The following is a 25,614-nucleotide window of genomic DNA, read 5'->3' on the forward strand; positions in this document are numbered from 1 at the left end:
GCCCGGTCCCATTCCGAACCCGGAAGCTAAGGCCACCTGCGCCGATGGTACTGCACTCGACAGGGTGTGGGAGAGTAGGACACTGCCGGAACATCTTTGCGAAAGGCCCTCCAACTTCGGTTGGAGGGCCTTTTTGCGTTCCGAGGACCGTCGCCTACAGTGCTTTGGGTGCGCCTCGTCATTGCTCGTTGCCAGGTCGACTATGTCGGTCGACTGACCGCCCACCTCCCGATGGCTCGTCGGCTGTTGCTGATCAAGGCCGACGGATCGGTGCTCGTGCACTCCGACGGCGGCTCCTACAAGCCGCTGAACTGGATGAGTCCGCCGTGCTGGCTGGTGGAGCAGGACGTGCCGGACGCGATGCTCGCCGAGCTGCCAGACGGTGTCACGCCACTGCGGGAGGGACAGACACCGGAGCCCGTGATCGCGAAGGCGCTGTGGGTGGTGACCAACAAGGCCGGCGAGGAATTGCGGATTACCATCGAGGAGATCGAGCACGATTCCTCGCACGAACTCGGCGTCGACCCCGGCCTGGTGAAGGACGGCGTCGAAGCGCATCTGCAGGAGCTGCTCGCCGAACACGTGACGAAGCTCGGGGAGGGTTACACCCTGGTGCGACGCGAGTACATGACCGCGATCGGCCCGGTGGACCTGCTGTGCCGCGATGCCGACGGTGCCACGGTGGCGGTGGAGATCAAGCGACGCGGTGACATCGACGGCGTCGAGCAGCTCACCCGCTACCTCGAACTGCTCAACCGAGACCCGCTGCTGGCGCCGGTGTCCGGGGTGTTCGCGGCGCAGCAGATCAAGCCGCAGGCTAAGACGCTGGCCGAGTACCGTGGAATCCGCTGCCTCACGCTCGATTACGACGAGCTACGTGGCACGGAGAGCAACGTTTTCCGCCTGTTCTAGGAGGAAGTGGGATGCCGCGACGTAAACCACGCACGGGACGTCCTACGGGGCCCGCGCCGATCGGCGACGTCTACGGCCGCACCGAGGACGGCCCTGGCGATGAAACCTATATCGTGCGAACGGTTCCCGGTGCCCGCGCGGTGAAGACCTACCGGTGTCCCGGCTGCGACCACGAGATCGCGGTCGGTGTCGCCCATATCGTCGCCTGGGCCGCCGAGGGCGGCGAGGACGACCGCAGGCACTGGCACCAGGGTTGCTGGAACGGCAGGCGTACCCGCGGCATCACCCGCCGCTGGTCCTGACGCGCAACCGACCAGCATACGAAGAAAACCGAAGGCCGCCTCGATTATTCGAGGCGGCCTTCGGTTTTCCAGGTGAATGTCGTGACGAGTCCGACAGACTGATTAGTTGACGTCGGCGCTCTCGCGGTCCTCGTCGACGATGTCCTCGTCGGCGACCTCCGGGATGGCTTTGTTCTGGCGCGAGCTCGACACCGACTTGTTGCTGTTGCCGTTGCTGATCGACTTGCGCTCGGGGGTGCCGTCGAGCAGCTCGCTCTCGCGGTTGACGGCGGCGAGCATGGCGGGCACCGAGTCGAGCTGACCACGGATACCGAGCAGCTGGGCCAGGACCCGGCCGCGCAGCACGCGCATCTCCTCGGCCAGTTCCTTCGCGTGCGCGATCTTGCGCTCGGAGGTCTGGGTGGCGGAGCTGATCAGGCGGTTCGACTCATCGGTCGCGTCCTTGATCCGCTGAGCGGCCTCGGCGCGACTGGTGGCCTCGAGCTCCTCCATGGCACGGGTCAGCTTGGTGCGCCGATCGTTCATGGTGGCCTCGAAGTCCTGCTGGGTGGCCTTGCGCTTGGCCTCGGCCTCCTTGCCGAGACGTTCCACATCGGCCTGGGCGGCCTCGATGATCTTGGCGGACTCGGTGCGCGCGTTCGCGAGGGTCTGCTCGAACTCGATCTCGAGCGCCTCGCGCTTCTCCTTGGTCTCCGCGAGCAGCGACTCGTACTTGCCACGCATCTCGGTGGCCTGCTGCTCGGCGATCGACACCATCTCGGCGGCTTCGGCCTGCGCCAGCGCGCGGACCTCGGACGCTTCGTCCGAGGCCAGGCGCAGCATGCGCGAGATGCGGTCGGACATGCCTTCGGCGGTGGTCGGCGGCACGGAAAGCCGGTCGACCTCCTTGCGGAGCTCGTCGATCTCGTCACGTGCATCTTCCAGCTGGCTGGCGAGATTGCGGGCCTGCGCTGCGGCAGCGTCCCGGTCGGTGGCGGTGACGCGGAGCTCAGCGTCGAAGCGGTCGAAGTAGTTGCGCACCTCGTCTTGCGCATAACCCTTGCGCACAACGGTGAAGGGCAGTGCAACGAAGCGATTGCGATCGGACTCAGGTGACGACATGGCACACAAAATACAGCCTCGAGCGAGGCTATGGAGACTCGACCGTGATTGTGATCTCGCCGAGATTTACCGACAGTACCGGCGTACTAGTGCGTAACATCCGGGTTCGGCTCCACGAGCTCGACCAGCACACCGCCAGCATCCTTCGGATGGATGAAATTGATGCGGGAATCCGCGGTCCCGTGGCGGGGGGCTTCGTACAGCAAACGCACGCCGCGCCCGCGCAGGAAGTCCGAAACCGCCTCGATATCGGTGACCCGGTAGGCCAGCTGCTGCAGTCCGGGGCCGCTGCGGTCGATGAACTTGGCGATGGTCGACTCGGCGGTGAGCGGGGCCAGCAACTGCAGGGCGGTCGCGCGGTCGGCGGCGGCGGGGCATGACAGCATGGCCTCCACGACGCCCTGGGCCTCGTTCACCTCGCGGTGGGTCTCGACCATGCCGAGATTGTCGGTGTACCAGGCCACCGCGATGTCGAGGTCGGGCACGGCGATACCCACGTGGTCGATGGCGATGACGTAGTCGGCGGGGATGAACTTCTCGTTGGTCACCCCACGAAGCTAGCGCTTGTGTGTGCGAGTGGGGAGCCCGCCCGCGCGTTGCGCACGGCCGCAGCGTAGACGCAGGTACGCCGACCTGCGTGCCGGGCGCGGGCCGATACCGGTTACCGTGGAGGTCAACTCCTGAACCCGTGCGGCGATGCCGCCTGCGTCCGGCGAGGTTCGACTCAATGAATGCGAGGCTTTCGTGACCACTTCTGTCATCGTGTCCGGTGCGCGTACCCCGGTCGGTCGGCTGCTCGGCGGTCTGAAGGGCTTCAAGGCCTCGGATCTGGCCGGTGTCGCGATCAAGGCCGCGCTCGAGAAGGGCGGCGTCGCGCCCGAGCAGGTCGACTACGTGATCCTCGGCCAAGTGCTGCAGGCCGGTGCGGGGCAGCTGCCCGCGCGTCAGGCAGGCATCGCCGCGGGCATCCCGATGGATGTGCCGTCGATCCTGATCAACAAGGTCTGTCTGTCGGGCATCAACGCGATCGCGCTGGCCGATCAGCTGATCCGCGCGGGTGAGCACGAGATCGTGGTCGCCGGTGGCATGGAGTCGATGAGCCAGACCCCGCACCTGCTGCCCAAGAGCCGTGAGGGCTTCAAGTACGGCGACACCACCCTCGTCGACCACATGGCCTACGACGGTCTGCACGACGTGATCACCGACCAGGCCATGGGCCTGCTCACCGAGGATCGCAACGACCTGGACAAGGTGAGCCGCGAGGAGCAGGACGCGCTGGCCGCGGCCTCGCACCAGCGCGCTGCCGCCGCGTGGAAGAACGGTCTGTTCGAAGACGAGGTCGTGCCGGTCGCCGTGCCGCAGCGCAAGGGTGAGCCGGTCTACGTGACCGAGGACGAGGGCATTCGCGCCGACACCACCGTCGAGTCGCTGGGCAAGCTGCGTCCGGCCTTCCGCAAGGACGGCACCGTCACCGCGGGTACCGCCTCGCAGATCTCCGACGGCGCGGCCGCGGTGATCGTGATGAGCAAGGCCAAGGCCGAAGAGCTGGGTCTGGAGTGGATCGCCGAGATCGGCGCCGCGGGCCAGGTCGCCGGTCCGGATTCGACCCTGCAGGACCAGCCTGCCAACGCCATCCTCGCCGCGTGCGCGAAGGAGGGCATCACGCCCGCCGATCTGGATCTGATCGAGATCAACGAGGCGTTCGCGGCCGTCGGTGTGTCTTCGACCCGCAAGCTCGGCTTCGACCCGGAGAAGGTCAATGTCAACGGTGGCGCGATCGCGATCGGCCACCCGCTCGGCATGTCCGGCGCGCGCATCCTGCTGCACCTGGCGCTGGAGCTGAAGCGTCGCGGCGGTGGCGTCGGTGCGGCCGCCCTGTGCGGTGGTGGCGGTCAGGGTGACGCGCTGATCATCCGTGTTCCTGCCTGATCCTGTTCGACCACGAAAGCCCTGGTATTCCTCGCGAGTACCAGGGCTTTCGTTGTGACCGGTCCAACTACTCGGTGTCGTAGATCATGCTGCACAATGGGGGCCATGGGTTTCTTCGATTTGCGGTCAACGGCCAGTCGGTTTCGGTTCTTCGCGGTGCTCGAGGCACTGTCCTGGATCGGGCTGCTGACCGGTATGGCGTTCAAGTACCTGCCCGCGGAGGGCAACGAGATCGGCGTGAAGATCTTCGGACCGGTGCACGGGGTGATCTTCGTGCTGTTCGTGATCACGGCGCTGCTGGCCTCGCGCGAACTGAACTGGAACTGGAAGACCACGGTGCTGGCGCTGGCGTCGAGCATTCCGCCGCTGTTCACCGTGATCTTCGAGGTCTGGGCAGTACGCACCGGTCAGCTGGGTGAGCTGAGCGCCGACGCGAGCAAGGGCTCCGCGGCTGCCACGCCGACGGCTTCGTGACAAACTGGAAAGCGTGACTCGACCCGCTGCCCGCCGTCCTTCGCCCACCGCTGCCGCCGCCATGTCCGGTGCGGTGGATCTGTCCGCGCTGAAGCAGCCGCCCGCCGCACCCGGCGGTGCCGCTGCTCCGGCCTCGGGGAACCACACGGTCACCGAGGCGGATTTCGAAGCCAAGGTGATCCGGCGCTCGACGCAGGTGCCCGTGGTGGTCGTGCTGTTCTCGCAGCGCAGCGCGGGCAGCGTCGAGCTGGTCGGCACGCTGGAACGGTTCAACGCCGAAGACCGCGGTGCCTGGGATCTGGCCGTCATCGAGGCCGAATCCAACATGAACATCGTCCAGGCGCTGCGCGTGCAGGGCATTCCGACGGTGATCGCGGTGGCGGGCGGGCAGCCGCTGGCCGATTTCGAAGGCGCGCAGCCGGACCCGCAGGTGCGCCAGTGGCTCGACGCGGTGATGGACGCGACCGCGGGCAAGCTCGAGGGCGACCCCGACGCGGCCCCCGCCGAACCCGAGGTCGAGGACCCGCGCTTCGTCGACGCGGAGGACAAACTGTCCGAGGGTGACTTCGCCGGCGCCGAGGCGGCCTACGAGGCGATCATCGCCGAGGAGCCCGGCAACGAGGAAGCCAAGGCCGCCTTGCGTCAGCTGCGCTTCCTGACCAGGGCCCAGCAGCTCGACCCGGCCGTGGTCGCCACCGCCGACGCCGACCCGGCGAACCTGGACGCCGCACTCGACGCCGCCGACATCGAAATGTTCGAGCAGCGCCCCGAGGCGGCCTTCGAGCGGATCATCGCGATCATCAAGCGCACCGCGGGCGATGACCGCACCACGGCACGCACCCGACTGCTCGAGCTGTTCGAGCTGTTCGACCCCGCCGAGCCCTTCGTGATCGCCGCCCGTCGCAAGCTCGCCGCCGTCCTGTACTGACACCCGACTTCGAAGCCGCCCCGGCCGAACACCGCTGGGGCGGCTTCGCTGTGTGGCACCGGTGCTACGGTCGAAATATGGCGTCCAAGAACGATATTCAGCATCGGATCGTCACCGCGATGCAGCGGCGGCTCAACCCGATCCTGGGCAGGCTGCCCGGTCAGCAGCTGCTCGAGACGGTCGGTCGGGTGAGCGGGCAGCCGCGGGTCACACCGATCGGTGGCCGGCGCGTCGGCGACGAGTTCTGGCTGGTCTCCGAGTTCGGGGATCGCTCGCAGTATGTGCGCAATATCAAGGCCGACAGCAAGGTCCGGGTGCGACTGGGCGGGCGCTGGTACCCGGGGACCGCCGTGCTGCTGCCCGATGACGATGCGCGGGCCAGGCTGCGGCAGCTGCCGCGCTACAACAGCACCGCGGTACGGGCGTTCGGTACCGACCTGCTGACGATCCGGGTCGACCTGGAGCGTTAGGCCCTTCGCCGCGGCCGTGCGGATCAGGGCTTCGAGGACAGCCAGAGGGCGCTGTGGGGAGCCATGGTAACGGTGGCCGAGGCGGGGTGGCCGTGGCTGGGGGTGCTGCCCGCGGTGACGATGCCGAGGTTGCCGATGCCGGAGCCCGCGTATTCATGGGCGTCGGTGTTGAGGATCTCGTGCCAGGAACCGGCGTGGGGCAGCCCGATGCGGTAGTTCTCGCGGGTGGAGCCGGAGAAGTTGAAGACGGCCGCCACCGCGCTGCCGTCGGTGCCCCAGCGGAGGAAGGCGAAGACGTTGGCGGTGCTGTCGTCGGCTTCGATCCAGGAGTGGCCGCCGGGGGTGGCGTCTTGCGTCCACAATGCGGGGTGGGCGGTGTAGGTGCGGTTCAGGTCGGCGACCATGGTTGAAATGCCCTGGTGGAGTGGATTTTCCAGCTCCTGCCAGTCCAGGCCGCGGTCGTTGTCCCACTCGCGGAACTGGCCGAATTCCTGGCCCATGAACAGCAGTTGCTTGCCGGGGTGGGCCCACATGTAGGCGAGCAGGGCGCGCACGCCGCTCGCCTTGGCGAAGTCGTCGCCGGGCATGCGGGTCCACAGCGTGCCCTTGCCGTGCACGACCTCGTCGTGGCTGATCGGCAGCACGTAGTTCTCGCTCCACGCGTAGACCAGCGAGAACGTCATCTCGTTGTGGTGCCAGGAGCGGTGGATCGGGTCGCGGCCCAGGTAGCCGAGGGTGTCGTGCATCCAGCCCATGTTCCACTTCATGCTGAAACCGAGGCCGCCGACGTCGGTGCCGCGGGTGACGCCGGGCCAGGTGGTCGACTCCTCGGCGATGGTGACCACGCCGGGATGGGCGCCGTGCACGGTGTCGTTGAGTTCCTGCAGGAACTCGACCGCCTCCAGATTCTCCCGGCCGCCATAGATATTCGGCTCCCAGCCGCCTTCGGGGCGGGAGTAGTCCAGGTACAGCATCGAGGCGACGGCGTCCACGCGCAGGCCGTCGATGTGGAACTCCTCGATCCAGAAGGCGGCATTGGCGACCAGGAAGTTGCGGACCTCGTTGCGACCGAAGTCGAAAACGTAGGTGCCCCAGTCGAGTTGCTCGCCGCGGCGCGGGTCGGGGTGTTCGTAGAGCGGGGTGCCGTCGAAGCGGGCCAGTGCCCATTCGTCGCGGGGGAAGTGCGCGGGGACCCAGTCCAGCAGCACCCCGATGCCCGCGTTGTGCAGGTGGTCGACGAAGTAGCGGAAGTCGTCGGGGCTGCCGAAACGCGAGGTCGGGGCGTAATACGAGGTGACCTGGTAGCCCCACGAACCACCGAACGGGTGCTCGGCGACCGGCAGCAGTTCGACGTGGGTGAATCCGGTCGCGCGCAGGTAATCGGCCAGCTGGTGGGCCAATTCGCGGTAGTCGAGGCCGGGTCGCCAGGAACCGAGGTGGATCTCGTAGGCGCTCATGGGGGAGCGGACCGCGTCGGTTCTCGCGCGCTGGTCGAGCCAGGCGCTGTCGGTCCACACGTGGTCGGCGCGGGTGACCACCGACGCGGTCGCGGGCGGTACCTCGGTCGAAAAGGCAAGGGGGTCGGCGTGATCGACGACACGTCCGTCGGCGCCGCGGATCCGGTACTTGTAGCGCGTACCGGGTCCGACACCCGGCACGAACACCTCCCACACCCCCGAGCTGCCGAGCGCGCGCATCGGCGCCGAAGTGCCGCTCCAGTGGTCGAAATCGCCGAACACGGTGACACCGCGGGCATTCGGCGCCCAGACCGCGAAGGAGGTGCCGTCGACCTCGCCGTCGAGGGTGGTGTAGTGGCGTGGGTGGGCACCGAGTACTTCCCAGAGGCGGGTGTGCCTGCCTTCGCCGATGAGGTGCAGGTCGAATTCGCCGACGGTGGGCAGGAAGCGGTAGCCGTCGGCGGAGATCACGGTCTGGCCGCCCGGGTACTCGGCGCGGATCCGGTAGTCGTCGATCTGCGGATAGGGCAGGACGGCGTCGAAAATGCCGTGGCCCAACGACTTCAGCCGATGTTCGGACGCACCGACGAGCACTGTCACCGTGTCGGCATGGGGGCGCAGGACCCGGACCGCGGTGCCGTCGGCATGAGAATGCGCGCCGAGGACGGTGTGCGGGTCGGTATGGGTGCCCGCGGCCAGCAGCATGAGGTCGCGGCGCTTCATCACAGTGTCTCGCGGTAGGCCAGCGGTGCGCGGGCGGCGGCGGGGACTCCCGGAAGCGACAGGATGTGGGCGACCGCGCGCGCGGGGTCGAGGCGCACGAAATTGCGCTGGCCCCAGTGGTATTCCTCGCGGCTGACCTCGTCGAAGACCACCGGATGGTCGTGCCATTCGCGGCCGATAGCGGGGAGATCGAGCGAAATGTGGCCCTGCTCAGCGGCATAGGGGTTCAGGTTCACGATGACCAGGACCGCGTCGCCGGTGACCGGATCGATCTTGGAGTAGGCGATCAGCGCGTCGTTGTCGACGTGATGGAAGTGGATGCTGCGCAACTGTTGCAGCGCGGGGTGATTGCGGCGGATCTCGTTGAGGCGGGTGAGCCACGGTTCCAGCGATTCGCCGCGTTCGAGGGCGCCGGCGAAATCGCGAGGACGCAGTTCGTACTTCTCCGAGTCGAGGTATTCCTCGCTGCCCTCGCGGACGGCCTCGTGTTCGAACATTTCGAAACCGGAGTACACGCCCCAGGTGGGGGACAGGGTGGCCGCGAGGGCGGCACGGATGGCGAACATGCCGGGGCCGCCGTATTGCAGGCTCTCGTGCAGGATGTCGGGGGTGTTCACGAACAGATTCGGTCTGGCTTCGTCGGCCTTGGCGGCGATCTCGCAGCCGAACTCGGTGAGTTCCCACTTGTGCACGCGCCAGGTGAAATACGTGTACGACTGGCTGAAGCCGCGGCGGGCCAGGCCGTAGAGACGGGCCGGGCGGGTGAACGCTTCGGACAGGAAGATCACGTCGGGGTCGGTGCGGCGCAGCTCCGTGATCAGCCACTCCCAGAAATCGGCAGGCTTGGTGTGCGGGTTGTCGACACGGAAGATGGTGACGCCCAAGGAGATCCAGTGCCGGACCACGCGCAGGATCTCGGCGTAGAGACCGTCGGGGTCGTTGTCGAAGTTGACCGGGTAGATGTCCTGGTACTTCTTCGGGGGGTTCTCGGCGTAGGCGATGGTGCCGTCGGGGAGGGTGGTGAACCACTCCGGGTGGGCCGCGACCCAGGGATGGTCGGGGGCGCATTGCAGGGCCAGGTCGATGGCGACATCGAGGCCGAGAGCCGTTGCCTCGGAGACGAATTCGACGAAGGCCGCTTCGGTGCCGAGTAGCGGGTTCACGGCATCGTGTCCGCCGTCCGCCGAGCCGATGGCCCAGGGGGAGCCCACGTCACCCGGTTCGGTGGTGAGGGCGTTGTTGCGGCCCTTGCGATTGATCTCGCCGACCGGATGGATCGGGGGGAGGTAGACGACGTCGAAGCCCATGCCCGCGATCCGGGGGAGTTCGCGGGCCGCCGTGGCGAAGGTGCCGTGAATCGGGTTGCCCTCGGCATCGCGGCCGCCGGTGGAGCGCGGGAAGAATTCGTACCAGGAGCCGACCAGCGCGCGGCGGCGTTCGACCAGGACCGAGAACTGGGTGCCGCGGGTGACCATCTCGCGCAGCGGGGTGGCGCGCAGGATCTCGGCGACCTCCTCGGAGAACGCGGGGGCGACCCGGGACGGGAGCTGTTCGTCGCCGCGCAGGGCGGTGGCGGCGGCGCGCAGGCGTTCGAACTGCTTCTTCGGGACGGCTTGGGCGGCGCGTTCGAAGAGGATGGCGCCGGTCTCTAGGTCGTTGGCCAGGTCGGCGGCGGTCTGGCCGACGGACAATTTCGCTTCGACGGCCGAGCGCCAGGTGGCGATGGGGTCGCTCCAGCCTTCGATGCGGTAGGTCCACACGCCCGGAGTGTTGGGGGTGAACAGGGCGTTGAAGACGTCGGGTTGGTAGTCGGGGGACATGCGGACGCGGGTGATCCGGGAGGAGCCGGGGGCCCGGACTGCCAGGGTGGCGGCTACCGCGTCGTGACCTTCGCGCCAGACGACGGCGCGGACGGGAAACACCTCGCCGACTGCGGCTTTGGCCGGGCGGCCGCCGGGGATGGACGGGGCGATGTCATCGATGGCAATCCGGCCGGTCACTCGGCTAACTTACTGCATTTTTGCTGGGTGGGGAGCGTTCGTGGCCGGGGGTCAGGCGATGCGTATGCCCGCGAGGAGCCGGTCGAGGGCGGCGATGGTGTCGGTCAGCGCGTCGGGGTCGGTGGTGGTGGCCAGCCACAGCGCGGCCTCGTTCATCGCGCCGGAGAGCAGTTGGGTCAGCGGGGCGATCGGTTGGGGAGGAAGAACACCGTCGTCGACGAGCGATTGCAGGGCTTCGCGGAGGTGGCGGGCCGAATTGGCCTCGTCCATGGCGCGCCATTCGTGCCAGCCGAGGACAGCGGGGCCGTCGATCAGCAGGATCCGTTGGACCAGGGGGTCGGCGCAGGCGCGCAGGAACGCGGCGCAGCCGGTGGTCAGCTGCGTCCATGGGTCGGCCTCGGTGTCCGCGGCGGCGGCCACCTGCGCGCCGACCTCCTCCTGCACCTGTGTGAGGACCGCGCGGAACAGGTCGGCCTTGCTGTCGAAGTGGTGATACAGCGCGCCCTTGGTCACCCCGGCCGACGTCACGATCTCCGACAACCCCACGGCGGCATAGCCTTTCGCGGCGAACAACGCCCGTGTCTCGGCCAGCAGGACGCGCCGCGTCTCCTCGCGCTGCCGCGTCCGTGTTGTCGATGTCATCGACCGTCCTCCCATTGACCTACCGGTGGTATGTGAACTATCGTACGATACATACCGACGGTATGTGAAAGGTGATCCCATGAAACTCAGCGGCTACTACCCCGTTCTCGCCACACCCCGGATCGCGGAATCGCGCGACTTCTACACGACCTGGTTCGGCTTCGAGATCGTCTTCGAGGCGGACTGGTACATCAGCCTGCGGCGGCCGGGCGCCGACGACGAGCCGACCTACGAACTGGCCTTGCTCGACCCCACCCACCCCACGATCCCGGCGGGCTTCGGTAAACCGGTCCAGGGCGTATTGCTCAACTTCGAGGTCGACGACGTCGACGCCGAGTGGGACCGGCTCGTGAAGACCGGCGGCCTGCACCCCGAACTCGAGCTGCGCACCGAAGACTTCGGCCAGCGCCACTTCATCGTCGCCGACCCCGCCGGCGTCCTGATCGACGTGATCACCGAGATCCCGCCCAGCTCCGAGTTCGCCGCACTGTTCACCTGAGCCCCCCGCGCGGGCGCGATCGTTTATTCTTCCGGGGTGAAGGCACTTCGTCGGTTCACTGTCCGTGCCCATTTGCCGGAGCGGCTCGCCGCGCTGGGTGAGTTGTCGACGAACCTGCGGTGGTCGTGGCACGGCCCGACGCAGGATCTGTTCGCCGAGCTCGACCCGCAGTTGTGGCGGACAGTCGGCCAGGACCCGGTGCGGATGCTCGGCGAGGTGCCCGCCGAGCGGCTCGACGAGCTCGCCGCCGATCCCGGGTACACCGGGCGGGTCGACGCGGCCGCCGCGGGATTGCGCGACTATCTGACTCGGCCACGTTGGTTCCAGGAGCAGACCGGCACCGACATCGCGGGGATCGCCTACTTCTCGATGGAGTTCGGCGTCACCGAGGTACTGCCGAACTACTCCGGCGGTCTCGGCATTCTCGCCGGTGATCATCTCAAGGCCGCGTCGGATCTCGGGCTGCCGCTGATCGGCGTCGGGCTGCTGTATCGCTCGGGGTATTTCCGGCAGTCGCTGTCGGCGGACGGCTGGCAGATGGAGCACTACCCGGCGCTCGACCCGCAGGGTCTGCCGCTGCGGCTGCTCACCAGCGACGGCTCGCCGGTGCTCATCCACGTCGGCATGTCGGAGGGCCGGGTGCTGCGGGCCAGGGTGTGGATCGCGCAGGTGGGCCGGATTCCGTTGCTGCTGCTCGATTCCGATATCGCCGAGAACGATCCCGAACTGCGCGCCGTCACCGACCGGCTCTACGGCGGCGACCAGGACCACCGCATCAAACAGGAGATCCTGGCCGGAATCGGTGGCGTCCGCGCGGTGCGCGCCTACACCCGCGCCAACGGACTCCCCGATCCCGATGTCTTTCACATGAACGAGGGTCACGCGGGTTTCCTCGGTCTCGAGCGGATGCGTGAATTCATCGCGGGCGGACTGGATTTCGAGACCGCGCTCGCCGCGGTGCGGGCCGGCACCGTGTTCACCACCCACACCCCGGTTCCCGCGGGCATCGACCGGTTCCCGATGCCGTTGGTGCGCAGGTACTTCGGTGGCTCGCACGGTGAGTCCGAATCAGCGTTGCTGCCGGGACTTTCCGTCGACCGGATCCTCGCCTTCGGCCGGGAGGGCGATCCCTCGGTGTTCAATATGGCGCACATGGGTCTGCGAATGGCTCAGCGCGCCAACGGCGTATCGAAACTGCACGGTGAAGTCAGCCGGGAGATGTTCGCGGCGCTGTGGCCGGGATTCGACGCGGCCGAGGTGCCGATCGGCTCGGTCACCAATGGTGTGCACGCCCCGACCTGGGCCGCGCGCGAGTGGATCGACAAGGCGCGCGAACTCGTCGGCCCCGAACTGGTCGAGGAGGCGCGGGGCTGGGAGAAGCTCAGCGATGTCGACCTCGGTCAGCTGTGGTCGACGCGAAACACGTTGCGCGGCGTACTGATCGCCGAAGTTCGGCGCAGGCTGCGCGAGTCGTGGCGACAGCGCGGCGCCGCCGACGCCGAACTCGGCTGGATCGACGACGTCTTCGATCCGAACGTGCTCACCATCGGTTTCGCCCGTCGTGTACCCACCTACAAGCGACTCACCCTCATGCTGCGCGACCCCGACCGTCTGCGCGCGCTGCTGCTCGACCCCGAACGTCCGGTGCAACTGGTGGTCGCGGGCAAGAGCCACCCCGCCGACGACGGCGGCAAAGCGCTGATCCAGCAGGTCGTGCGGTTCGCCGACGACCCCGAGGTGCGCAGGCGCATCGTCTTCCTGCCCGACTACGACATGTCGATGGCCCGCTACCTGTACTGGGGTTGCGATGTGTGGCTGAACAATCCGCTGCGCCCGCTCGAAGCCTGCGGGACCTCGGGCATGAAGTCCGCGCTCAACGGCGGTCTCAACTTGTCCATCCGCGACGGCTGGTGGGACGAGATGTTCGACGGTGAGAACGGCTGGGCCATCCCCACCGCCGACGGCGTCCGCGACGAGGCCCGCCGCGACGACCTCGAGGCCTCGGCACTCTACGAACTCGTCGAACGCACTGTCGCGCCGCGCTTCTACGACCGTGACGGCAGTGACGTGCCGGTTCGCTGGACCGAGATGGTGCGCCACACCTTGCAGACCACCAGCCCCAAGGTCCTGGCATCGCGGATGGTGCGCGATTACGCCGAGCAGTACTACGGACCCGCGGCCGCCGCGTTCGCGCGAGCCGCCGCCGACAAATTCACGGGTGCCGTCGAGGTCGCCGAATATCGCAGGCGGGTCGACGCCGCGTGGCCGTCGGTACGGATCGCGCAGGTGGACAGCTCGGGCCTGCCCGACACCCCGGTGATCGGCGCGGAACTGTCGCTGCACGCGCGCATCGAACTCGGCGGGCTCGCGCCCTCGGATGTGGTGGTGCAGGCGGTACTCGGCCGGGTCTCGCCGACCGACGACCTCTCCGACACGACCACCCTCGAGATGCACCACACCGGCGCCGACGACGGCAGCGAGCTGTATTCGATCCAGGCTCCGGTCCCGCTGTCGGGCGCTGTCGGGTACACCGTTCGTGTGCTTGCCCACAACGCATCGCTCGCCTCCGACGTCGAACTGGGCTTGGTGGCCGTCGCGGGCGCGTAACCGTACACGGTGACCCGAGTGCCGGGTTATTCGATTCAGTGAACTTTCCGCTACCGTTCCGAGGTCGAACATAGAGGAGAGTCATGGCCAGCGATGTCGTCACCCGCGCCCGAGGGCGCATCGACGGATATTTCGGTATCTCGTCGAGCGGGTCCACCTTCAAGCGCGAGGCGATGGCGGGCACGGTCACGTTCCTGGCGATGTCGTATGTGCTGGCGGTGAATCCGTCGATCCTCGGTGACGAGGGCGCCCTCGGCGACAAGGGCATCCCGATGCAGGCGGTCTTCACGGCCACTGCCGTCGCCGCGGTCTTCGGCACTCTCGTCATGGGCATCTGGGCGAAGTACCCGATCGCGCTCGCGCCGGGCATGGGCCTCAACGCGTTCTTCGCCTACACGGTGGTGCTCAGCATGGGCATCCCGTGGCAGGTGGCGCTGTCGGGCACCTTGCTGTCGGGCATCATCTTCTTCATCTTGGCGGTCACGAAGGTCCGGGAACGGATCCTCAACGCGATTCCGTTGCAGATGAAGTTCGCGGTCGGCGCGGGTATCGGTTTGTTCGTGGCGTTCCTCGGTCTGAAGAACGCGGGCATCGTCGTCAACAGTGACGCCACCCTGGTGGCCCTCGGCGATTTCACCAAGGGCACCACTCTGCTGGCCATGTTCGGCCTGATCGTGACCGTGATCTTCCTGGTGATCGGCTGGCACGGCGCCGTGCTCTACGGCATCGTCGCGACCACGATCCTGGGCATGGTGACCGGTCTGGTCGGCGTGCCGGACGGCATCGCCGAGATGCCGAAGGGCCTGGATCAGACGTTCGGCCAGGCGATCATCCACCTGCCGGATGCCTTCACCGGGCAGATGATCGTGGTCGTTCTCACCATGCTGTTCGTCGACTTCTTCGATGCCTCGGGCACTCTGATCGGCGTCGCCAACCAGGCCGGTCTGCTGAACAAGGACGGCACCCTGCCGCGCGCGGCAAGTGCGCTGGCCGCCGACTCGGTCGGCACGACCGCGGGCGCGATCATCGGTACCTCCACCACCACCGCCTATGTCGAATCGACGGCGGGTGTGTCGGCGGGTGGTCGAACGGGACTCACGGCGGTGACCACCGCGGGCTGGTTCCTGCTCGCGATGTTCTGCTATCCGATCTTCTCGGTGGTCGCCGCGTCGGCCGAGATCACCTCGGCCGCGCTGATCGTGGTCGGCATCCTGATGGCGCGTTCGCTGGGTGATATCGATTGGCAGAATCTCGAGTACTCGGTGCCCGCGTTCATCACTGTGATCATGATGCCGCTGACGTATTCGATCGCCAACGGGCTGGCGATGGGCATGATCTTCTACCCGATCGTGATGGTCGCCAAGGGTCGCATCAAGGACGTGCACCCGGCCATGTGGGCGCTGATGGTGCTGTTCCTCGCCTACTTCATCTTCCTGGTCGAGTAGACGTTCCGGCCATAGGTGTGTCTATACTCAGGCTAGCCTAGGCTTGCCTAACTAGAGGAGATCTACCCATGAAGCGCTCGCTTGTTGCCGCGTCGATGGCGTTTGCCACCATCTTCGCGCCGGTCACCGCGGCCGTCGTCGCCACCGCCCCCGCCGCGATCGCCGCGCCGGCCACGCCCTCGGCTGGTCAGCTGTACGGCAAGCTGCAGGCGGCCATGAACGGCTCGTCGGCAGAGCTCGAGTCGGGCAACGCGGGCGGCCTCTCGGTCGTGCGCGACACCGTGAACCGGATCCCCGGCTACAGCTGGGATGTCTCCGGCCCGGTCACCGTCGACGGCGATACCCTCTCGGCCACCCTGAACAGCCGCCTCGGCGACTACGCCTTCCCGATCCCGGTGACCTGGAAGAACATCGACGGCACCTGGAAGCTGTCGCAGGAGTCCGAGCAGACTCTGGTCAGCTACGCCACCATGGCGTGGTGATCTGAGGAATTATTTCGATCAGGGCCGTCCCGGTGGGGCGGCCCTTTTCGATCGATTGTGACTGGGATCACATAATTGCCGGGAATGGCGTGAAATAGTGGTACTGGACCCAGGGTTGTGATCGAGGAAGGCAATCGGACCACGGTCCGGTTGCGGGCATGTTTCGAATCGCAGATGAGGACACGATGACCGACACCGCTACCCGCACCACTCCTACCGTCACCACCGACGAGACCAACGCCGCAGGCATCGGCCTGCTGGTGTTGCGCCTCGGCTTCGGTGGACTGATGGCCGCCTACGGATCCCAGAAACTGTTCGGCTGGTTGCACGGACCCGGCTGGCGCGCCAATGCCGACGGCTTCACCGGCATGGGCTACAACCCCGGCGAAGTCTTCGGCACACTGGCCGGGCTCGCCGAACTGGTCGGTGGGCTGTTGCTGGTGTTCGGGCTGTTCACGCCGCTCGCCGCGGCCATTGTGCTCGGGACGATGATCAATGCCATCAACCTGCTGTGGAGCAGTGGGCTTTTCCCTGCCGATCCGTCGGTGCAGGGGTTCTCGACGCCGCTGCTGTTCGCGCTGGCCGCGACCGCGTTGGCGTTCACCGGGCCGGGTCGTTTCTCGCTCGACGCCGGGCGGCCGTGGCAGCGACAGGGCGTGGTGTGGGGCGCCGGGGCCGTCGCGCTCGCCGTCGTGGCCGCGGTGGTGACGTTGATCTTCAAGGCTGTGCTCTGATCCGATCGTGGTCAGGAGGCGGCGCGGTGACCGGGATCTCGGTTGCCGCGCCGCCTCTTTCGTTCGACGCCGAGTCGATTCGTCATCGGTCGTATGCCCGTGGTTCCACCGAGCACGCGCGGGGAGTCGGTGGCAGCGATTAACCTCGTGGCGGCGCTTGTTCTCAGCGGCGCCACCGCATTGTCCGTGCATGGAAGAGGAGAGCTGCGATGAAGGCTTACGACCTGGGTTTCGGGGACTCGGCGGACAAACTGGCCGAGACGCCCGATGGTGATCCGCTGGCTCTGGACGCGCCGGTGCGCTCCGGCTGGATCGGCAGCGAAGGCCCGGCGATCGATCCGGCCACCTGGCCGCGCGGACCCGTCACCGGCCTGCCGATGATGCACGCGCTCACTCTGCGTCTGCCCACCGATTTCCAGCGCCGCGGCTCCGGGTTTCCCGCGATCGCGCTCTTTCAGGGCGAGGGGCAGTTCGCCGGTACCGATGCGGTCGAGGCCGACGCGTCGTCGGACGATCCCCTTGCCCGCGATGTGGTCGCCACCCGCCCGCACCCGAAATCGCAGATCATGCACGACGAGATCGGCGGCGCTTTCGCCCTGATCTGGCTCACCGAAAAGGAATTCGCCGGCGGCCCGGTCGCCCCGCCCGCCGACATTCGCAGGCCCGGATCGCCGACCGCGAGCGATGAAGGCTGCAACGCCTGGGATGATGTCCACCCCACCATCGGTGTCTGGCTCGCCGAGCGCACCGCCGACCCCAACGTCGGCATCCCTCCGGTCGAATACGAGCCCGACACCAAGTACCAGGACCCGCTCACCGAGGACTCCGGCTGGACCACGTGGGCCGAGCCGCTCTTCGGTCGGTCCCACCTCGGTGGCACCGCGTTCCCCGTCCAGGCTCTGCCCGAGGGGCTGACCCCGTACTACCTGGAGATCGAAGAGATCTCCGGCATGAACTTCGGCGGCGGCAATGCCCAACTCGACTTGGAGTCGGGCGTTTTCGATTGGTCCTGCGGGTAGTTCAGTTCATCATCGCCGGGCGGTCGTCGTCGGGGTGCGAGGCGGCGGCGGCCCGGGTTCCGGGTGAAAGTTGTTCAGGGACAGGGAGATCGATAACCGGCTCGATGGGGGCCGGGGGTAGCTTGCGCGTGCGCAGGTGCAGGGCGATGCCTGCCAGGGTGATCAGGTAGATGATCACATAGATGTTCATCAGGACCTGGGGCAGCGGCCACCACGGGGGAAGCAGGAAAGTGCCCACGCTCACCCAGGTGGGGGTGTAGGTGTAGGTCCAGGCGGCGGTGGCCACGTAGAGGGCGGCCGCGGCGAGCCACCAGGGGGCGCGGGTTTGGGCGCGGTGGATCAGGTAGACGAGGAGCGGGACGAACCAGACCCAGTGGTGGCCCCAGGAATACGGGGAGACGGCGCAGGCGGTGAGACCGCCGAGGGTGACCGAGAGCAGGGGTTCGCCGCGGCGGACCAGCACAGCCGAGAGCCACAGGGCCACCAGTACGATCGGTATCGCGATCAACAGCCACAACCACACCGGCGCGGGGCCGTTGGTGAGGTGGGCGACGGCGCCGCGCAGGGACTGGTTGGCGGGGTGGACGTCGGGGGCGATGCGCCCGGAATGGAAGAACGTCGACGTCCAGTACTGATAGGAATCGCTCGGCAGCACCAGTGCGGTCAGGCCGATCGACCCGATGAAGGTGAGCGCGCCCGTCGCGGCGGCGCGCCACTGCCGTTGGGCGAGGTACTGGGCGATGAAATACAGCGGGGTCAGCTTGATGCCCGCGGCGATGCCGACGCCGATACCGCGCAACGTGCTGTTCTCGGCGCGAGAGAAGTCCCACATCACCACCAGCATCAGCACCAGATTGATCTGCCCGTAGTAGAGCGTGGTGCGCACCGGTTCGGCGAACGTGCAGGCCAGGGTCAGTAGCGCGCTGACGGCGGCCAGCTTGGGGGTGGCACGGTAGCCGAGCATCCGGAAGCTTTGCAGGACAACCCCGAACAGCACGAGCAGGTTGAGCACCATCCATGTCGTGGTGACGTGCGCCCACGGAACCAGCAGCAGCGGCAGGAACACCAGGGCCGAGAACGGTGTGTAGGTGTAGAGCAAGCCGTAGTGCGTCGGGTCGATGTAGAGCGCGCGTTCGTGCACCACCCGCCAGCCGCCGTCGCGGTAGATGTGGACGTCGAGACCACCGACGAGAATGCCGCCTTTGTCCATCCACGGATCCATGGTCGTGAACAGCAGTGTCACGCCTGCGACAGCGGTGCCGAGTAGCAGAAGCAGCGTCAGGGTCGTGCGCGGTAGTGCCACGCCTCGAGATCTCTCCGCCACGGCCGTGCTACCGGCCGGCCCGCATCGTATGCACGACTAAGAACTTACCGCGCCGGGTCGACGGCGGTCGGTGGCGGACCGACTTCGGTAGGAAAACGACATGAAAGCGGGTACGACTGTCGGCGAAGCGTTCTCGACGGCCGCCGAGCGCTCTGTACCCGCGCCCATCAGGCGGCCGGACGCAACGTCAGCATGGTGTCGGCGCCGTGGTGGAACTCATATCCGGTCTTTTCCAGGGAGGTGGAGATGCCCTTGTCGTGGAGTTCGGTGCGCAGGTGGTCGATGAGGTCGTCGAGCGGGGCGCCGGTGTAGTCGAGCAGCGGGTAGACGCGGGTTTCGGTGGTGGCGACGCGAGCCAATTCGAGCAGGGCGGCCAGATGGAAGTCGGCGTCGAGCCGGTCGGCGTAGCTGAACAGCAGGTGCGAGCTCAGGGCCAGATCGAACGCGTCGTCGGGGCAGGGGAGTGCGGGTAAGGAGCCGGCCAGGTAGCGGTGGGGCGCGGCGCGCACATCGTCGGCGAAGCGGGCGGCGGCGCCGCGGCGGATCGCGGCGTGCTCGGTGGTGGAGCCGTACCAGTCCCAGCGGTAGCGATCGGCATGGGAGTGCGCCCAGGCCACGGCGCGTTCGGTTTCGGGGGTCGCGCGGGCGGCCAGTTCGATCGGTGGGGTGGCGTAGATGGGATCGATCGCGGTGACCTCGGCGCCCAACGCGCTCGCCTCGGCCGCGAAACTCGCTGCGCCGCCGGGACAATCGAGGACACGACGACCGGAAAGATCATCGTCGGAGAGATGGAACATCGCGCGGTACTCGGCCAAAGATCGTGCACTGACCAGAAATTCGCCGAGTACCTCGCCATCGGCGTGGTGCATCATCACCACACGTTCTCACGAGTTGCGTTCGCACGCTCGCGGATTCACGAGTGTGGTCATCGTGATTGCAAGACTCGACTTGCAAATATCGCTGTCGCTCAGGCGGTGTCGGTGAGCCGACGCAGTGCCTTGGCGACCACTTCGGGATCGCTGGTCTCCCAGTACGGCGGCAGCGACGCGCGCAGGTAGCTGCCGTAGCGGGCGGTGGCGAGACGGGAATCCAGGATCGCGACCACGCCGCGGTCGTCGACGCTGCGCAGCAACCGGCCGGTGCCCTGGGCCAGCAGTAGCGCGGCGTGATTGGCGGCCACGGTCATGAAGCCGTTGCCGCCGCGCGACTCCACCGCCCGCTGACGCGCGGTGAGCAGCGGATCGTCGGGCCGCGGGAACGGAATGCGGTCCAGGATAACGAGACTCAGCGACGGGCCGGGCACGTCGACGCCCTGCCAGAGGGTGAGGGTGCCGAACAGTGAGGTGGCCGGGTCGTCGGCGAATTTGCGCACCAGCGCGCCCATCGAATCGTCACCCTGGCACAGCACGGGGGTGTCGAGCCGTTCGCGCAGCGCCTCGGTGGCGGCCTTGGCGGCGCGCATCGAGGAGAACAGGCCGAGCGTGCGGCCACCGGCGGCGGTGATGAGCTGTTCGATCTCGTCGAGGTAGGCGGGCGAGAGCCCGTCGCGGCCCGGCGCGGGCAGGTGTTTGGCGACGTAGAGGATGCCGGACTTGGCGTGGTCGAAGGGGGAACCGACGTCGAGGGCGTTCCAGCGCACCGATTCCAGGTCGGCGGGTGCGGTGGCGCCGTTGGCCATGGCCGGATCCACCTTGCCGCCCGACTGCGACGGCAGGCCCCAGGTGATCGCGAGCCCGTCGAACGAGCCGCCGATCTGCAGGGTGGCCGAGGTGAGCACCACCGTCGCGGTGCCGAACAGCCTGCTGCGCAGCAGTCCGCCGACCGACAGCGGTGCCATCCGCAAAGTGCGGCGGGCGACGCCGCGCATCTCGTCGGCCGACAACCAGATGACATCGCGGCGGGCGGCGGGGTCGGCCTCCTCGAAGGCGGTGAGCGCGCGGACCGCGGCGTCGTGCACGTCGTCGATGGCGGCCACGGCCATGGTGCGGGCGGCGGCGTTGTCCGGGTCGTCCTGGGTTTTGACGCTGCCGGTCGGCGCGATGGCGGTACGTGCGTTCCAGGCCGCGTCGCGGACCAGGGCGAGCACGGGCGCGATGCCGTCGGGCAGCTGGTCCCAGCGGCCCGGCGGCAGGTCTTCGAGCGCCTGGTGGAAGGCTTCCGCGGCGCCTTCGAGCCGGTCGACCTCGCGTTCGTCGATCAGTTTGGTGCAGCGGCGGGCAGCGGCGCTGATCGCGGTCGCGGCCAATTCGGCGGTGGCGACGCCGGTGACGCGGTCGACCAGTTCGTGCGCTTCGTCGATCACCACCACGTCGTGTTCGGGCAGGATCTGGATGCCGCTGATGGCGTCGATGGCCAGCAGCGCGTGGTTGGTGACCACCACGTCGGACTGGGCCGATTCCGCGCGCGCCTTCTCGGCGAAGCAGTCCTGGCCGAACTGGCAGCGCGACTTGCCGAGGCATTCGCGCGAGCCGACGCTCACCTGGCGCCAGGCGCGGTCGGTGACGCCGGGGGCGAGTTCGTCGCGGTCGCCGGTTTCGGTGTCGGAGGCCCATTCGTTGAGGCGCTGGACTTCGCGGCCGAGGCGGGAGATGGCGAAGGCGTCGAACAGTTCAGCCTCGCCGCCGGTGTCCTCCGGGATGACGCTGTTGATCTTGTTCAGGCAGAGATAGTTGTTGCGGCCCTTGAGGATCGCGAACTTGGGCACCCGGCCGAGTGGTTTGGTGAGCGCCTCCGCCAGACGCGGGAGGTCGCGGTCGACGAGCTGGCGTTGCAGTGCGATCGTGGCGGTGGAGACCACCACGGTGCGGCCGGTGCGCACCGCGTGGCGCAGGCTCGGGATGAGGTAGGCCAGCGACTTTCCGGTGCCGGTGCCCGCCTGGACCGCGAGGTGTTCCTTGGTGTCGATCGCGTGGTCGACCGCGGTGGCCATGGTGGTCTGCCCGGTGCGTTCCTTGCCGCCGAGGGCATGCACGGCGGTGACGAGCAGGTCGGCGACGGCAGGAAGTTCGGGCACGCTGGCAGCTTATCCGCACCCTCGGACACGTTCGCCCGAGCTGCGGCGAGCCCGGTCAGGACTCGCGGACGAAGTCGTCGATGTGGTCGCGGACGTAGTCGAGGACTCGCTGTTCGAAGTCCTGGGGTTCGTTGATGTCGTAGATCTCGTCGGGGTCTTCGGCGCGGTCGCCGGTGGGTCGGCGGATCTGGTCGGGGTTGGCGAGGGTGTGGTGTTCGTCTTCCCAGAAGCGGTCGAGGTCGTCGTTGGGGGAGCTGATGGAGGCGTCGCGGGCGGCGATGATGGCCGCGGCGGCCAGTTGGGGCATGCCTGCTGCCCGCAAACCCCTTGTTGCCCAGGGGAGTTCGCTGCGGCGGGCTTTCAGGTAGCTCGAGAAACCAGCGTCGAGGACGCTGGTGTGCAGGCTCGACAGTGCCAGCAGGTGCGAGAAGGCTGGGGGGAGCTTGCCGAACGCGCCGATGCCGAGGCGCTGGAGATCGTCGGTGGCCGGGTTCGACCAGAAGACGGTGTCGGCGGCGTCGTGGATGCTGTCGGTCTCGGCGAGTGCCTTCGTCAGGGCGGATCGGGTGTGCGCCGGGAATCGATAGTCCATGTGGCAAGTATTCAGGGGCGCAGGCGGACGCCCGCATCGCGGAGGGTGGCCAGGGCGGATTCGGTCGTGTGGGGGGCGACGCCTGCGGTGAGGTCGAGCAGGACGGTGGTGTCGAATCCGGCTTCGGCGGCGTCCAGGGCGGTGGCGCGGACACAGTGGTCGGTGGCTATGCCGACCACGTCCACGGCGTCGATGTTGTGGGCTCGGAGCCAATCCGTGAGGGTGGTGCCGTCCGCTGACGTGCCTTCGAAGCCGGAGTACGCGGCGGTGTATTCGCCCTTGGAGAACGTTGCCTGGATGGACGAAGTGTCGAGAGCCGGGTGGAAGTCGGCGCCGGGGGTGCCCACTCGGCAGTGGGGTGGCCACGAGTCGACGTAGTCGGGGTCGGTGGAGAAGTGGGGGCCGGGATCGATGTGCCAGTCGCGGGTGGCTACCACCGCGTCGTACTGCTCACCTGCGACGAAATCGGTGATCGCGGCGGCTACCGCCGCGCCGCCCGCTACCGCGAGGGAGCCGCCCTCGCAGAAGTCGTTCTGTACATCCACGATTATCAGGCCGCGTGCCATGTCATCCTCCACCTCGTTCGACCCGACCATTCTCCGCCGCGAAACGCCGAGCGGCCACCCGGCTACGCGGTACTCAGCCGAGGAACGTCGTCGGCACGGCGGGCTCGCCCGCGGAGAGTTTCAGCCCTTCCCACGGCAGGCTGACCAGGCCGCGCGCGACCAGGTCGCGACTCTGCGCCAGCGTCGCGACATCGTCGACCACCTTGCCGCCGCGAACCAGCGGAACCTGCAGCTCCCGCACCTGAAAACCGTTGGTACCCGGTGCTTCTCCGCCTTCGGGGTAGACGATCTCCTCGACGATCGTGCCGGTGGCGCGGGCCAATCGCACCGCCTTCTTTGTCCCGCCGCGCGACTGTTTGTGGCTCGACCGTTTGGCGACCGGGATGCCGTCGACCTCGACCAGCTTGTAGACCATGCCCGCGGTCGGGGCACCCGAACCGGTGACCACCGCCGTGCCGACGCCGTACACGTCGACCGGTTCGGCACGCAGTGCCGCGATGGCGTATTCGTCCAGATCGCCGGAGACCACGATGCGGGTGCCGGTGGCGCCGAGCTCGTCGAGCTGGTCGCGGACCTGCCTGGCCAGCACGCCGAGGTCGCCGGAGTCGATGCGCACACCGCCCAGTTCGGGACCCGCCACCTCGATGGCGGTGGCGACGCCCCTGGTGATGTCGAAGGTGTCGACCAGCAGCGTGGTGCCGATGCCGAGCGCGTCGATCTGGCTGCGGAACGCCGCTGCCTCGTGTTCGCCGTCGGCGCCGCTGTGCAGCAGGGTGAACGCGTGGGCGCTGGTACCCGCGCCGGGCACGCCGAAGCCGCGCACGGCCTCGAGGTTGGAGGTGGCGTCGAAGCCGGCCAGATAGGCGGCGCGCGAGCTCGACGGCGCGGCGAGTTCGTGTGCACGCCGCGACCCCATTTCGATCATCCGCCGACCGGCCGCCGCGCTCACCATGCGCGCGGCCGACGAGGCGATCGCGCTGTCGTGATTGAAGATCGACAGCGCGAGGGTCTCGAGGAGCACGCATTCGGCGAAACTGCCGCGCACGGTCAGGATCGGCGAGCCGGGGAAATACAGCTCGCCTTCGGCATAACCGTCGATATCGCCGCCGAAGCGATATTCGCGCAACCATTCGACGGTGGCCGGGTCGAGGAACTTCGCGACCACGGCCAGCTCGTCGGGGCCGAAACGGAAACGGGCCAGCGCGTCGAGCAGGCGGCTGGTGCCCGCGACGACGCCGTAGCGGCGACCGTTCGGCAATCGCCGGGCGAACACCTCGAAGGTGCACTGTCGGACGGCCGAACCGTCGGCCAGCGCCGCGGCCAGCATGGTCAGTTCGTACTGGTCGGTCAGCAGCGCGGTGCTGGCGAACTCGTCACGGATCTGCACACCAGAAACTCTAGTCACCGCGGGTGTTGTTTCCTGCGGGCTGCGTCGTACCCTGGTTTTCATGGCCGTGTGCAATTCCGTTCGGGCCGGCGCCGTCACCGACGCTGTGAACGCCGCACTGTCGGCACCGCAGGCGACGCCGGAGACCACCGAATACACCGAGATCCTGGAGGCCGAGGACAGGCCCTGGGTCACCGTCGTCTGGGACGATCCGGTGAACCTGATGCACTACGTCACCTACATCTTCCAGAAGCTGTTCGGCTACAGCAAAGCCAAGGCGACCGAGTTGATGATGCAGGTGCACAACGAGGGCAAAGCGGTGGTGTCCTCTGGTTCGCGCGACAAGATGGAGCAGGACGTGCGCCGATTGCACGCCGCGGGGCTCTGGGCAACCATGCAGCGCGACTGACGACTCGACTAACCTGAGCCTGTGCGTAAGTGGAGCAGGAAGAACTCACTGAGTGGCCTGAAGCTTCGATCCGAAATGGACGAGCACGAGGCCACTGTCCTTCGCTCCCTGATCGGCGCGGTGTCCGGGCTGCTCAGTGACCGCGCCGCCGACGCCCCCGAAGACGAACTCGCCGCGCTCACCGGCTTGCGGACGGGCAACACCACCCCGCCCGACGATCCACAACTGCTGCGCCTGCTGCCCGATTTCCACCGCGCCGAACCCGGTTCCCCCGATGCCAAGCGCGCCGATCTCAACAGTGCGCTGCGCAGCCTGCACGAGCCGGAGATCATCGACGCGAAACTGGCCGCTGGGCAGGCTGTGCTCGACAGTTGCCCGGAAGTGGGCGGCAAGATCGTGCTCTCGCCCGAGCAGGCCGACGCGTGGCTGGCCGCGCTCACCGACGTTCGTCTCGCGCTGGGCACGCTGCTCGACATCGACGACGACACGCCCGACCATTTCGATCCGGAAGATCCGCGTGCTCCGCATCTGGACGTCTACCACTGGCTGACCTGGATGCAGGATTCACTGTTGCAAGCGCTCGCGCCCTGACCGGATCA

Annotated in this window: 25 protein-coding genes and 1 rRNA gene; 15 read left to right on the forward strand and 11 right to left on the reverse strand. The window is 67.7% G+C overall.

The window, feature by feature from the left end; translation table 11 throughout:
• From rrf to ACFWPK_RS30335, 3 genes are all read left to right on the forward strand, one after another.
• Nucleotides 1–91, forward strand: a 5S ribosomal RNA gene (gene rrf, locus ACFWPK_RS30325); the annotation flags it as partial.
• Between the two features lie 77 nt (nt 92–168).
• Nucleotides 169–912, forward strand: coding sequence for an endonuclease NucS (gene nucS / locus ACFWPK_RS30330; RefSeq protein WP_378921590.1), 744 nt, complete (start codon nt 169–171; stop codon nt 910–912).
• Nucleotides 913–923: 11 nt separating this feature from the next.
• Nucleotides 924–1,214, forward strand: coding sequence for an ATP/GTP-binding protein (locus tag ACFWPK_RS30335; RefSeq protein WP_378921592.1), 291 nt, complete (start codon nt 924–926; stop codon nt 1,212–1,214).
• 102 nt (nt 1,215–1,316) lie between these two features.
• Here the strand turns inward: ACFWPK_RS30335 and ACFWPK_RS30340 are convergent, their stop codons facing one another.
• The gene (locus ACFWPK_RS30340; RefSeq protein ID WP_378921594.1) at nt 1,317–2,315 is read right to left on the reverse strand and encodes a hypothetical protein; all 999 of its coding nucleotides are present in this window, start codon (nt 2,313–2,315) and stop codon (nt 1,317–1,319) included.
• Between the two features lie 86 nt (nt 2,316–2,401).
• Nucleotides 2,402–2,863, reverse strand: coding sequence for a methylmalonyl-CoA epimerase (gene mce / locus ACFWPK_RS30345; protein WP_378921596.1), 462 nt, complete (start codon nt 2,861–2,863; stop codon nt 2,402–2,404).
• A gap of 196 nt (nt 2,864–3,059) precedes the next feature.
• Here mce and ACFWPK_RS30350 point away from each other — a divergent pair, with 196 nt between their 5' ends.
• From ACFWPK_RS30350 to ACFWPK_RS30365, 4 genes are all read left to right on the forward strand, one after another.
• Complete coding sequence (locus tag ACFWPK_RS30350) at nt 3,060–4,244, forward strand: acetyl-CoA C-acetyltransferase (protein ID WP_378921598.1); 1,185 nt, start codon at nt 3,060–3,062, stop codon at nt 4,242–4,244.
• A 105-nt stretch (nt 4,245–4,349) separates the two neighbouring features.
• Nucleotides 4,350–4,718, forward strand: a complete 369-nt coding sequence (locus ACFWPK_RS30355; RefSeq protein ID WP_378921600.1) for a DUF3817 domain-containing protein — start codon at nt 4,350–4,352, stop codon at nt 4,716–4,718.
• A gap of 61 nt (nt 4,719–4,779) precedes the next feature.
• Nucleotides 4,780–5,646, forward strand: coding sequence for a tetratricopeptide repeat protein (locus tag ACFWPK_RS30360; protein ID WP_378921711.1), 867 nt, complete (start codon nt 4,780–4,782; stop codon nt 5,644–5,646).
• A gap of 77 nt (nt 5,647–5,723) precedes the next feature.
• A complete protein-coding gene (locus tag ACFWPK_RS30365) occupies nt 5,724–6,116 on the forward strand; it encodes a nitroreductase family deazaflavin-dependent oxidoreductase (RefSeq protein ID WP_378921602.1) in 393 nt (130 codons plus the stop codon).
• A gap of 23 nt (nt 6,117–6,139) precedes the next feature.
• Here ACFWPK_RS30365 and glgB read toward each other — a convergent pair whose 3' ends face one another.
• Genes glgB through ACFWPK_RS30380 form a run of 3 tightly spaced genes read right to left on the reverse strand, consistent with a single transcriptional unit; the run spans nt 6,140 to nt 10,938 of the window.
• Nucleotides 6,140–8,296 carry a 1,4-alpha-glucan branching protein GlgB gene (glgB, locus tag ACFWPK_RS30370; RefSeq protein ID WP_378921604.1) on the reverse strand — a complete coding sequence of 719 codons (2,157 nt, stop codon included), beginning with the start codon at nt 8,294–8,296 and terminating at the stop codon, nt 6,140–6,142.
• Nucleotides 8,296–10,296, reverse strand: a complete 2,001-nt coding sequence (locus ACFWPK_RS30375) for a maltotransferase domain-containing protein (RefSeq protein ID WP_378921606.1) — start codon at nt 10,294–10,296, stop codon at nt 8,296–8,298. Before ACFWPK_RS30375 ends, glgB begins: the two co-directional genes overlap by 1 nt.
• A 51-nt stretch (nt 10,297–10,347) precedes the next feature.
• On the reverse strand, nt 10,348–10,938 hold the full coding sequence (locus tag ACFWPK_RS30380; protein ID WP_378921607.1) for a TetR/AcrR family transcriptional regulator: 591 nt from the start codon (nt 10,936–10,938) through the stop codon (nt 10,348–10,350).
• Nucleotides 10,939–11,017: 79 nt separating this feature from the next.
• Between ACFWPK_RS30380 and ACFWPK_RS30385 the strand changes: the two genes are divergently transcribed.
• The 6 genes from ACFWPK_RS30385 to ACFWPK_RS30410 all read left to right on the forward strand — a co-directional run bounded on the left by ACFWPK_RS30385 (nt 11,018) and on the right by ACFWPK_RS30410 (nt 17,724).
• Nucleotides 11,018–11,437, forward strand: coding sequence for a VOC family protein (locus ACFWPK_RS30385; RefSeq protein WP_378921609.1), 420 nt, complete (start codon nt 11,018–11,020; stop codon nt 11,435–11,437).
• Between the two features lie 36 nt (nt 11,438–11,473).
• On the forward strand, nt 11,474–14,044 hold the full coding sequence (glgP, locus tag ACFWPK_RS30390; RefSeq protein ID WP_378921611.1) for an alpha-glucan family phosphorylase: 2,571 nt from the start codon (nt 11,474–11,476) through the stop codon (nt 14,042–14,044).
• 83 nt (nt 14,045–14,127) lie between these two features.
• Complete coding sequence (locus tag ACFWPK_RS30395; RefSeq protein WP_378921613.1) at nt 14,128–15,489, forward strand: NCS2 family permease; 1,362 nt, start codon at nt 14,128–14,130, stop codon at nt 15,487–15,489.
• A gap of 68 nt (nt 15,490–15,557) precedes the next feature.
• Nucleotides 15,558–15,971, forward strand: a complete 414-nt coding sequence (locus tag ACFWPK_RS30400) for a hypothetical protein (protein WP_378921615.1) — start codon at nt 15,558–15,560, stop codon at nt 15,969–15,971.
• Nucleotides 15,972–16,156: 185 nt separating this feature from the next.
• On the forward strand, nt 16,157–16,705 hold the full coding sequence (locus tag ACFWPK_RS30405) for a DoxX family protein (protein ID WP_378921617.1): 549 nt from the start codon (nt 16,157–16,159) through the stop codon (nt 16,703–16,705).
• A 209-nt stretch (nt 16,706–16,914) separates the two neighbouring features.
• Nucleotides 16,915–17,724, forward strand: a complete 810-nt coding sequence (locus tag ACFWPK_RS30410) for a hypothetical protein (protein ID WP_378921619.1) — start codon at nt 16,915–16,917, stop codon at nt 17,722–17,724.
• A gap of 1 nt (nt 17,725) precedes the next feature.
• On the opposite strand, the gene ACFWPK_RS30415 is transcribed toward ACFWPK_RS30410, so the two are convergent.
• From ACFWPK_RS30415 to ACFWPK_RS30440, 6 genes are all read right to left on the reverse strand, one after another.
• On the reverse strand, nt 17,726–19,027 hold the full coding sequence (locus ACFWPK_RS30415) for a glycosyltransferase 87 family protein (protein ID WP_378921621.1): 1,302 nt from the start codon (nt 19,025–19,027) through the stop codon (nt 17,726–17,728).
• Between the two features lie 188 nt (nt 19,028–19,215).
• The gene (locus ACFWPK_RS30420; RefSeq protein WP_378921623.1) at nt 19,216–19,920 is read right to left on the reverse strand and encodes a hypothetical protein; all 705 of its coding nucleotides are present in this window, start codon (nt 19,918–19,920) and stop codon (nt 19,216–19,218) included.
• A gap of 95 nt (nt 19,921–20,015) precedes the next feature.
• Complete coding sequence (locus ACFWPK_RS30425; protein ID WP_378921625.1) at nt 20,016–22,061, reverse strand: ATP-dependent DNA helicase; 2,046 nt, start codon at nt 22,059–22,061, stop codon at nt 20,016–20,018.
• A gap of 55 nt (nt 22,062–22,116) precedes the next feature.
• On the reverse strand, nt 22,117–22,653 hold the full coding sequence (locus ACFWPK_RS30430) for a hypothetical protein (protein ID WP_378921627.1): 537 nt from the start codon (nt 22,651–22,653) through the stop codon (nt 22,117–22,119).
• 11 nt (nt 22,654–22,664) lie between these two features.
• Entirely contained in the window at nt 22,665–23,219 is a 555-nt protein-coding gene (locus tag ACFWPK_RS30435) for an isochorismatase family protein (RefSeq protein ID WP_378921629.1), read from the reverse strand.
• 73 nt (nt 23,220–23,292) lie between these two features.
• Complete coding sequence (locus ACFWPK_RS30440) at nt 23,293–24,606, reverse strand: nicotinate phosphoribosyltransferase (RefSeq protein WP_378921631.1); 1,314 nt, start codon at nt 24,604–24,606, stop codon at nt 23,293–23,295.
• Nucleotides 24,607–24,667: 61 nt separating this feature from the next.
• Between ACFWPK_RS30440 and clpS the strand changes: the two genes are divergently transcribed.
• Both clpS and ACFWPK_RS30450 read left to right on the forward strand, forming a co-directional pair.
• Nucleotides 24,668–25,015 carry an ATP-dependent Clp protease adapter ClpS gene (gene clpS, locus ACFWPK_RS30445; protein WP_378921633.1) on the forward strand — a complete coding sequence of 116 codons (348 nt, stop codon included), beginning with the start codon at nt 24,668–24,670 and terminating at the stop codon, nt 25,013–25,015.
• 21 nt (nt 25,016–25,036) lie between these two features.
• Complete coding sequence (locus ACFWPK_RS30450) at nt 25,037–25,606, forward strand: DUF2017 domain-containing protein (RefSeq protein WP_378921635.1); 570 nt, start codon at nt 25,037–25,039, stop codon at nt 25,604–25,606.
• Nucleotides 25,607–25,614 lie beyond the last annotated feature (8 nt).

The sequence above is a fragment of the Nocardia sp. NPDC058519 genome (assembly GCF_042719755.1).
In the GTDB taxonomy this organism is placed as follows: domain Bacteria; phylum Actinomycetota; class Actinomycetes; order Mycobacteriales; family Mycobacteriaceae; genus Nocardia.

Coding starts and splice junctions, on each gene's coding strand:
- ACFWPK_RS30335 (WP_378921592.1), top strand. CDS start 924: ATGCCGCGACGTAAACCACGCACGGGACGTCCTACGGGGCCCGCGCCG.
- ACFWPK_RS30340 (WP_378921594.1), bottom strand. CDS start 2,315: ATGTCGTCACCTGAGTCCGATCGCAATCGCTTCGTTGCACTGCCCTTC.
- ACFWPK_RS30355 (WP_378921600.1), top strand. CDS start 4,350: ATGGGTTTCTTCGATTTGCGGTCAACGGCCAGTCGGTTTCGGTTCTTC.
- ACFWPK_RS30360 (WP_378921711.1), top strand. CDS start 4,780: ATGTCCGGTGCGGTGGATCTGTCCGCGCTGAAGCAGCCGCCCGCCGCA.
- ACFWPK_RS30365 (WP_378921602.1), top strand. CDS start 5,724: ATGGCGTCCAAGAACGATATTCAGCATCGGATCGTCACCGCGATGCAG.
- glgB (WP_378921604.1), bottom strand. CDS start 8,296: ATGAAGCGCCGCGACCTCATGCTGCTGGCCGCGGGCACCCATACCGAC.
- ACFWPK_RS30380 (WP_378921607.1), bottom strand. CDS start 10,938: ATGACATCGACAACACGGACGCGGCAGCGCGAGGAGACGCGGCGCGTC.
- ACFWPK_RS30385 (WP_378921609.1), top strand. CDS start 11,018: ATGAAACTCAGCGGCTACTACCCCGTTCTCGCCACACCCCGGATCGCG.
- ACFWPK_RS30395 (WP_378921613.1), top strand. CDS start 14,128: ATGGCCAGCGATGTCGTCACCCGCGCCCGAGGGCGCATCGACGGATAT.
- ACFWPK_RS30400 (WP_378921615.1), top strand. CDS start 15,558: ATGAAGCGCTCGCTTGTTGCCGCGTCGATGGCGTTTGCCACCATCTTC.
- ACFWPK_RS30405 (WP_378921617.1), top strand. CDS start 16,157: ATGACCGACACCGCTACCCGCACCACTCCTACCGTCACCACCGACGAG.
- ACFWPK_RS30410 (WP_378921619.1), top strand. CDS start 16,915: ATGAAGGCTTACGACCTGGGTTTCGGGGACTCGGCGGACAAACTGGCC.
- ACFWPK_RS30420 (WP_378921623.1), bottom strand. CDS start 19,920: ATGATGCACCACGCCGATGGCGAGGTACTCGGCGAATTTCTGGTCAGT.
- ACFWPK_RS30430 (WP_378921627.1), bottom strand. CDS start 22,653: ATGGACTATCGATTCCCGGCGCACACCCGATCCGCCCTGACGAAGGCA.
- ACFWPK_RS30435 (WP_378921629.1), bottom strand. CDS start 23,219: ATGGCACGCGGCCTGATAATCGTGGATGTACAGAACGACTTCTGCGAG.
- clpS (WP_378921633.1), top strand. CDS start 24,668: ATGGCCGTGTGCAATTCCGTTCGGGCCGGCGCCGTCACCGACGCTGTG.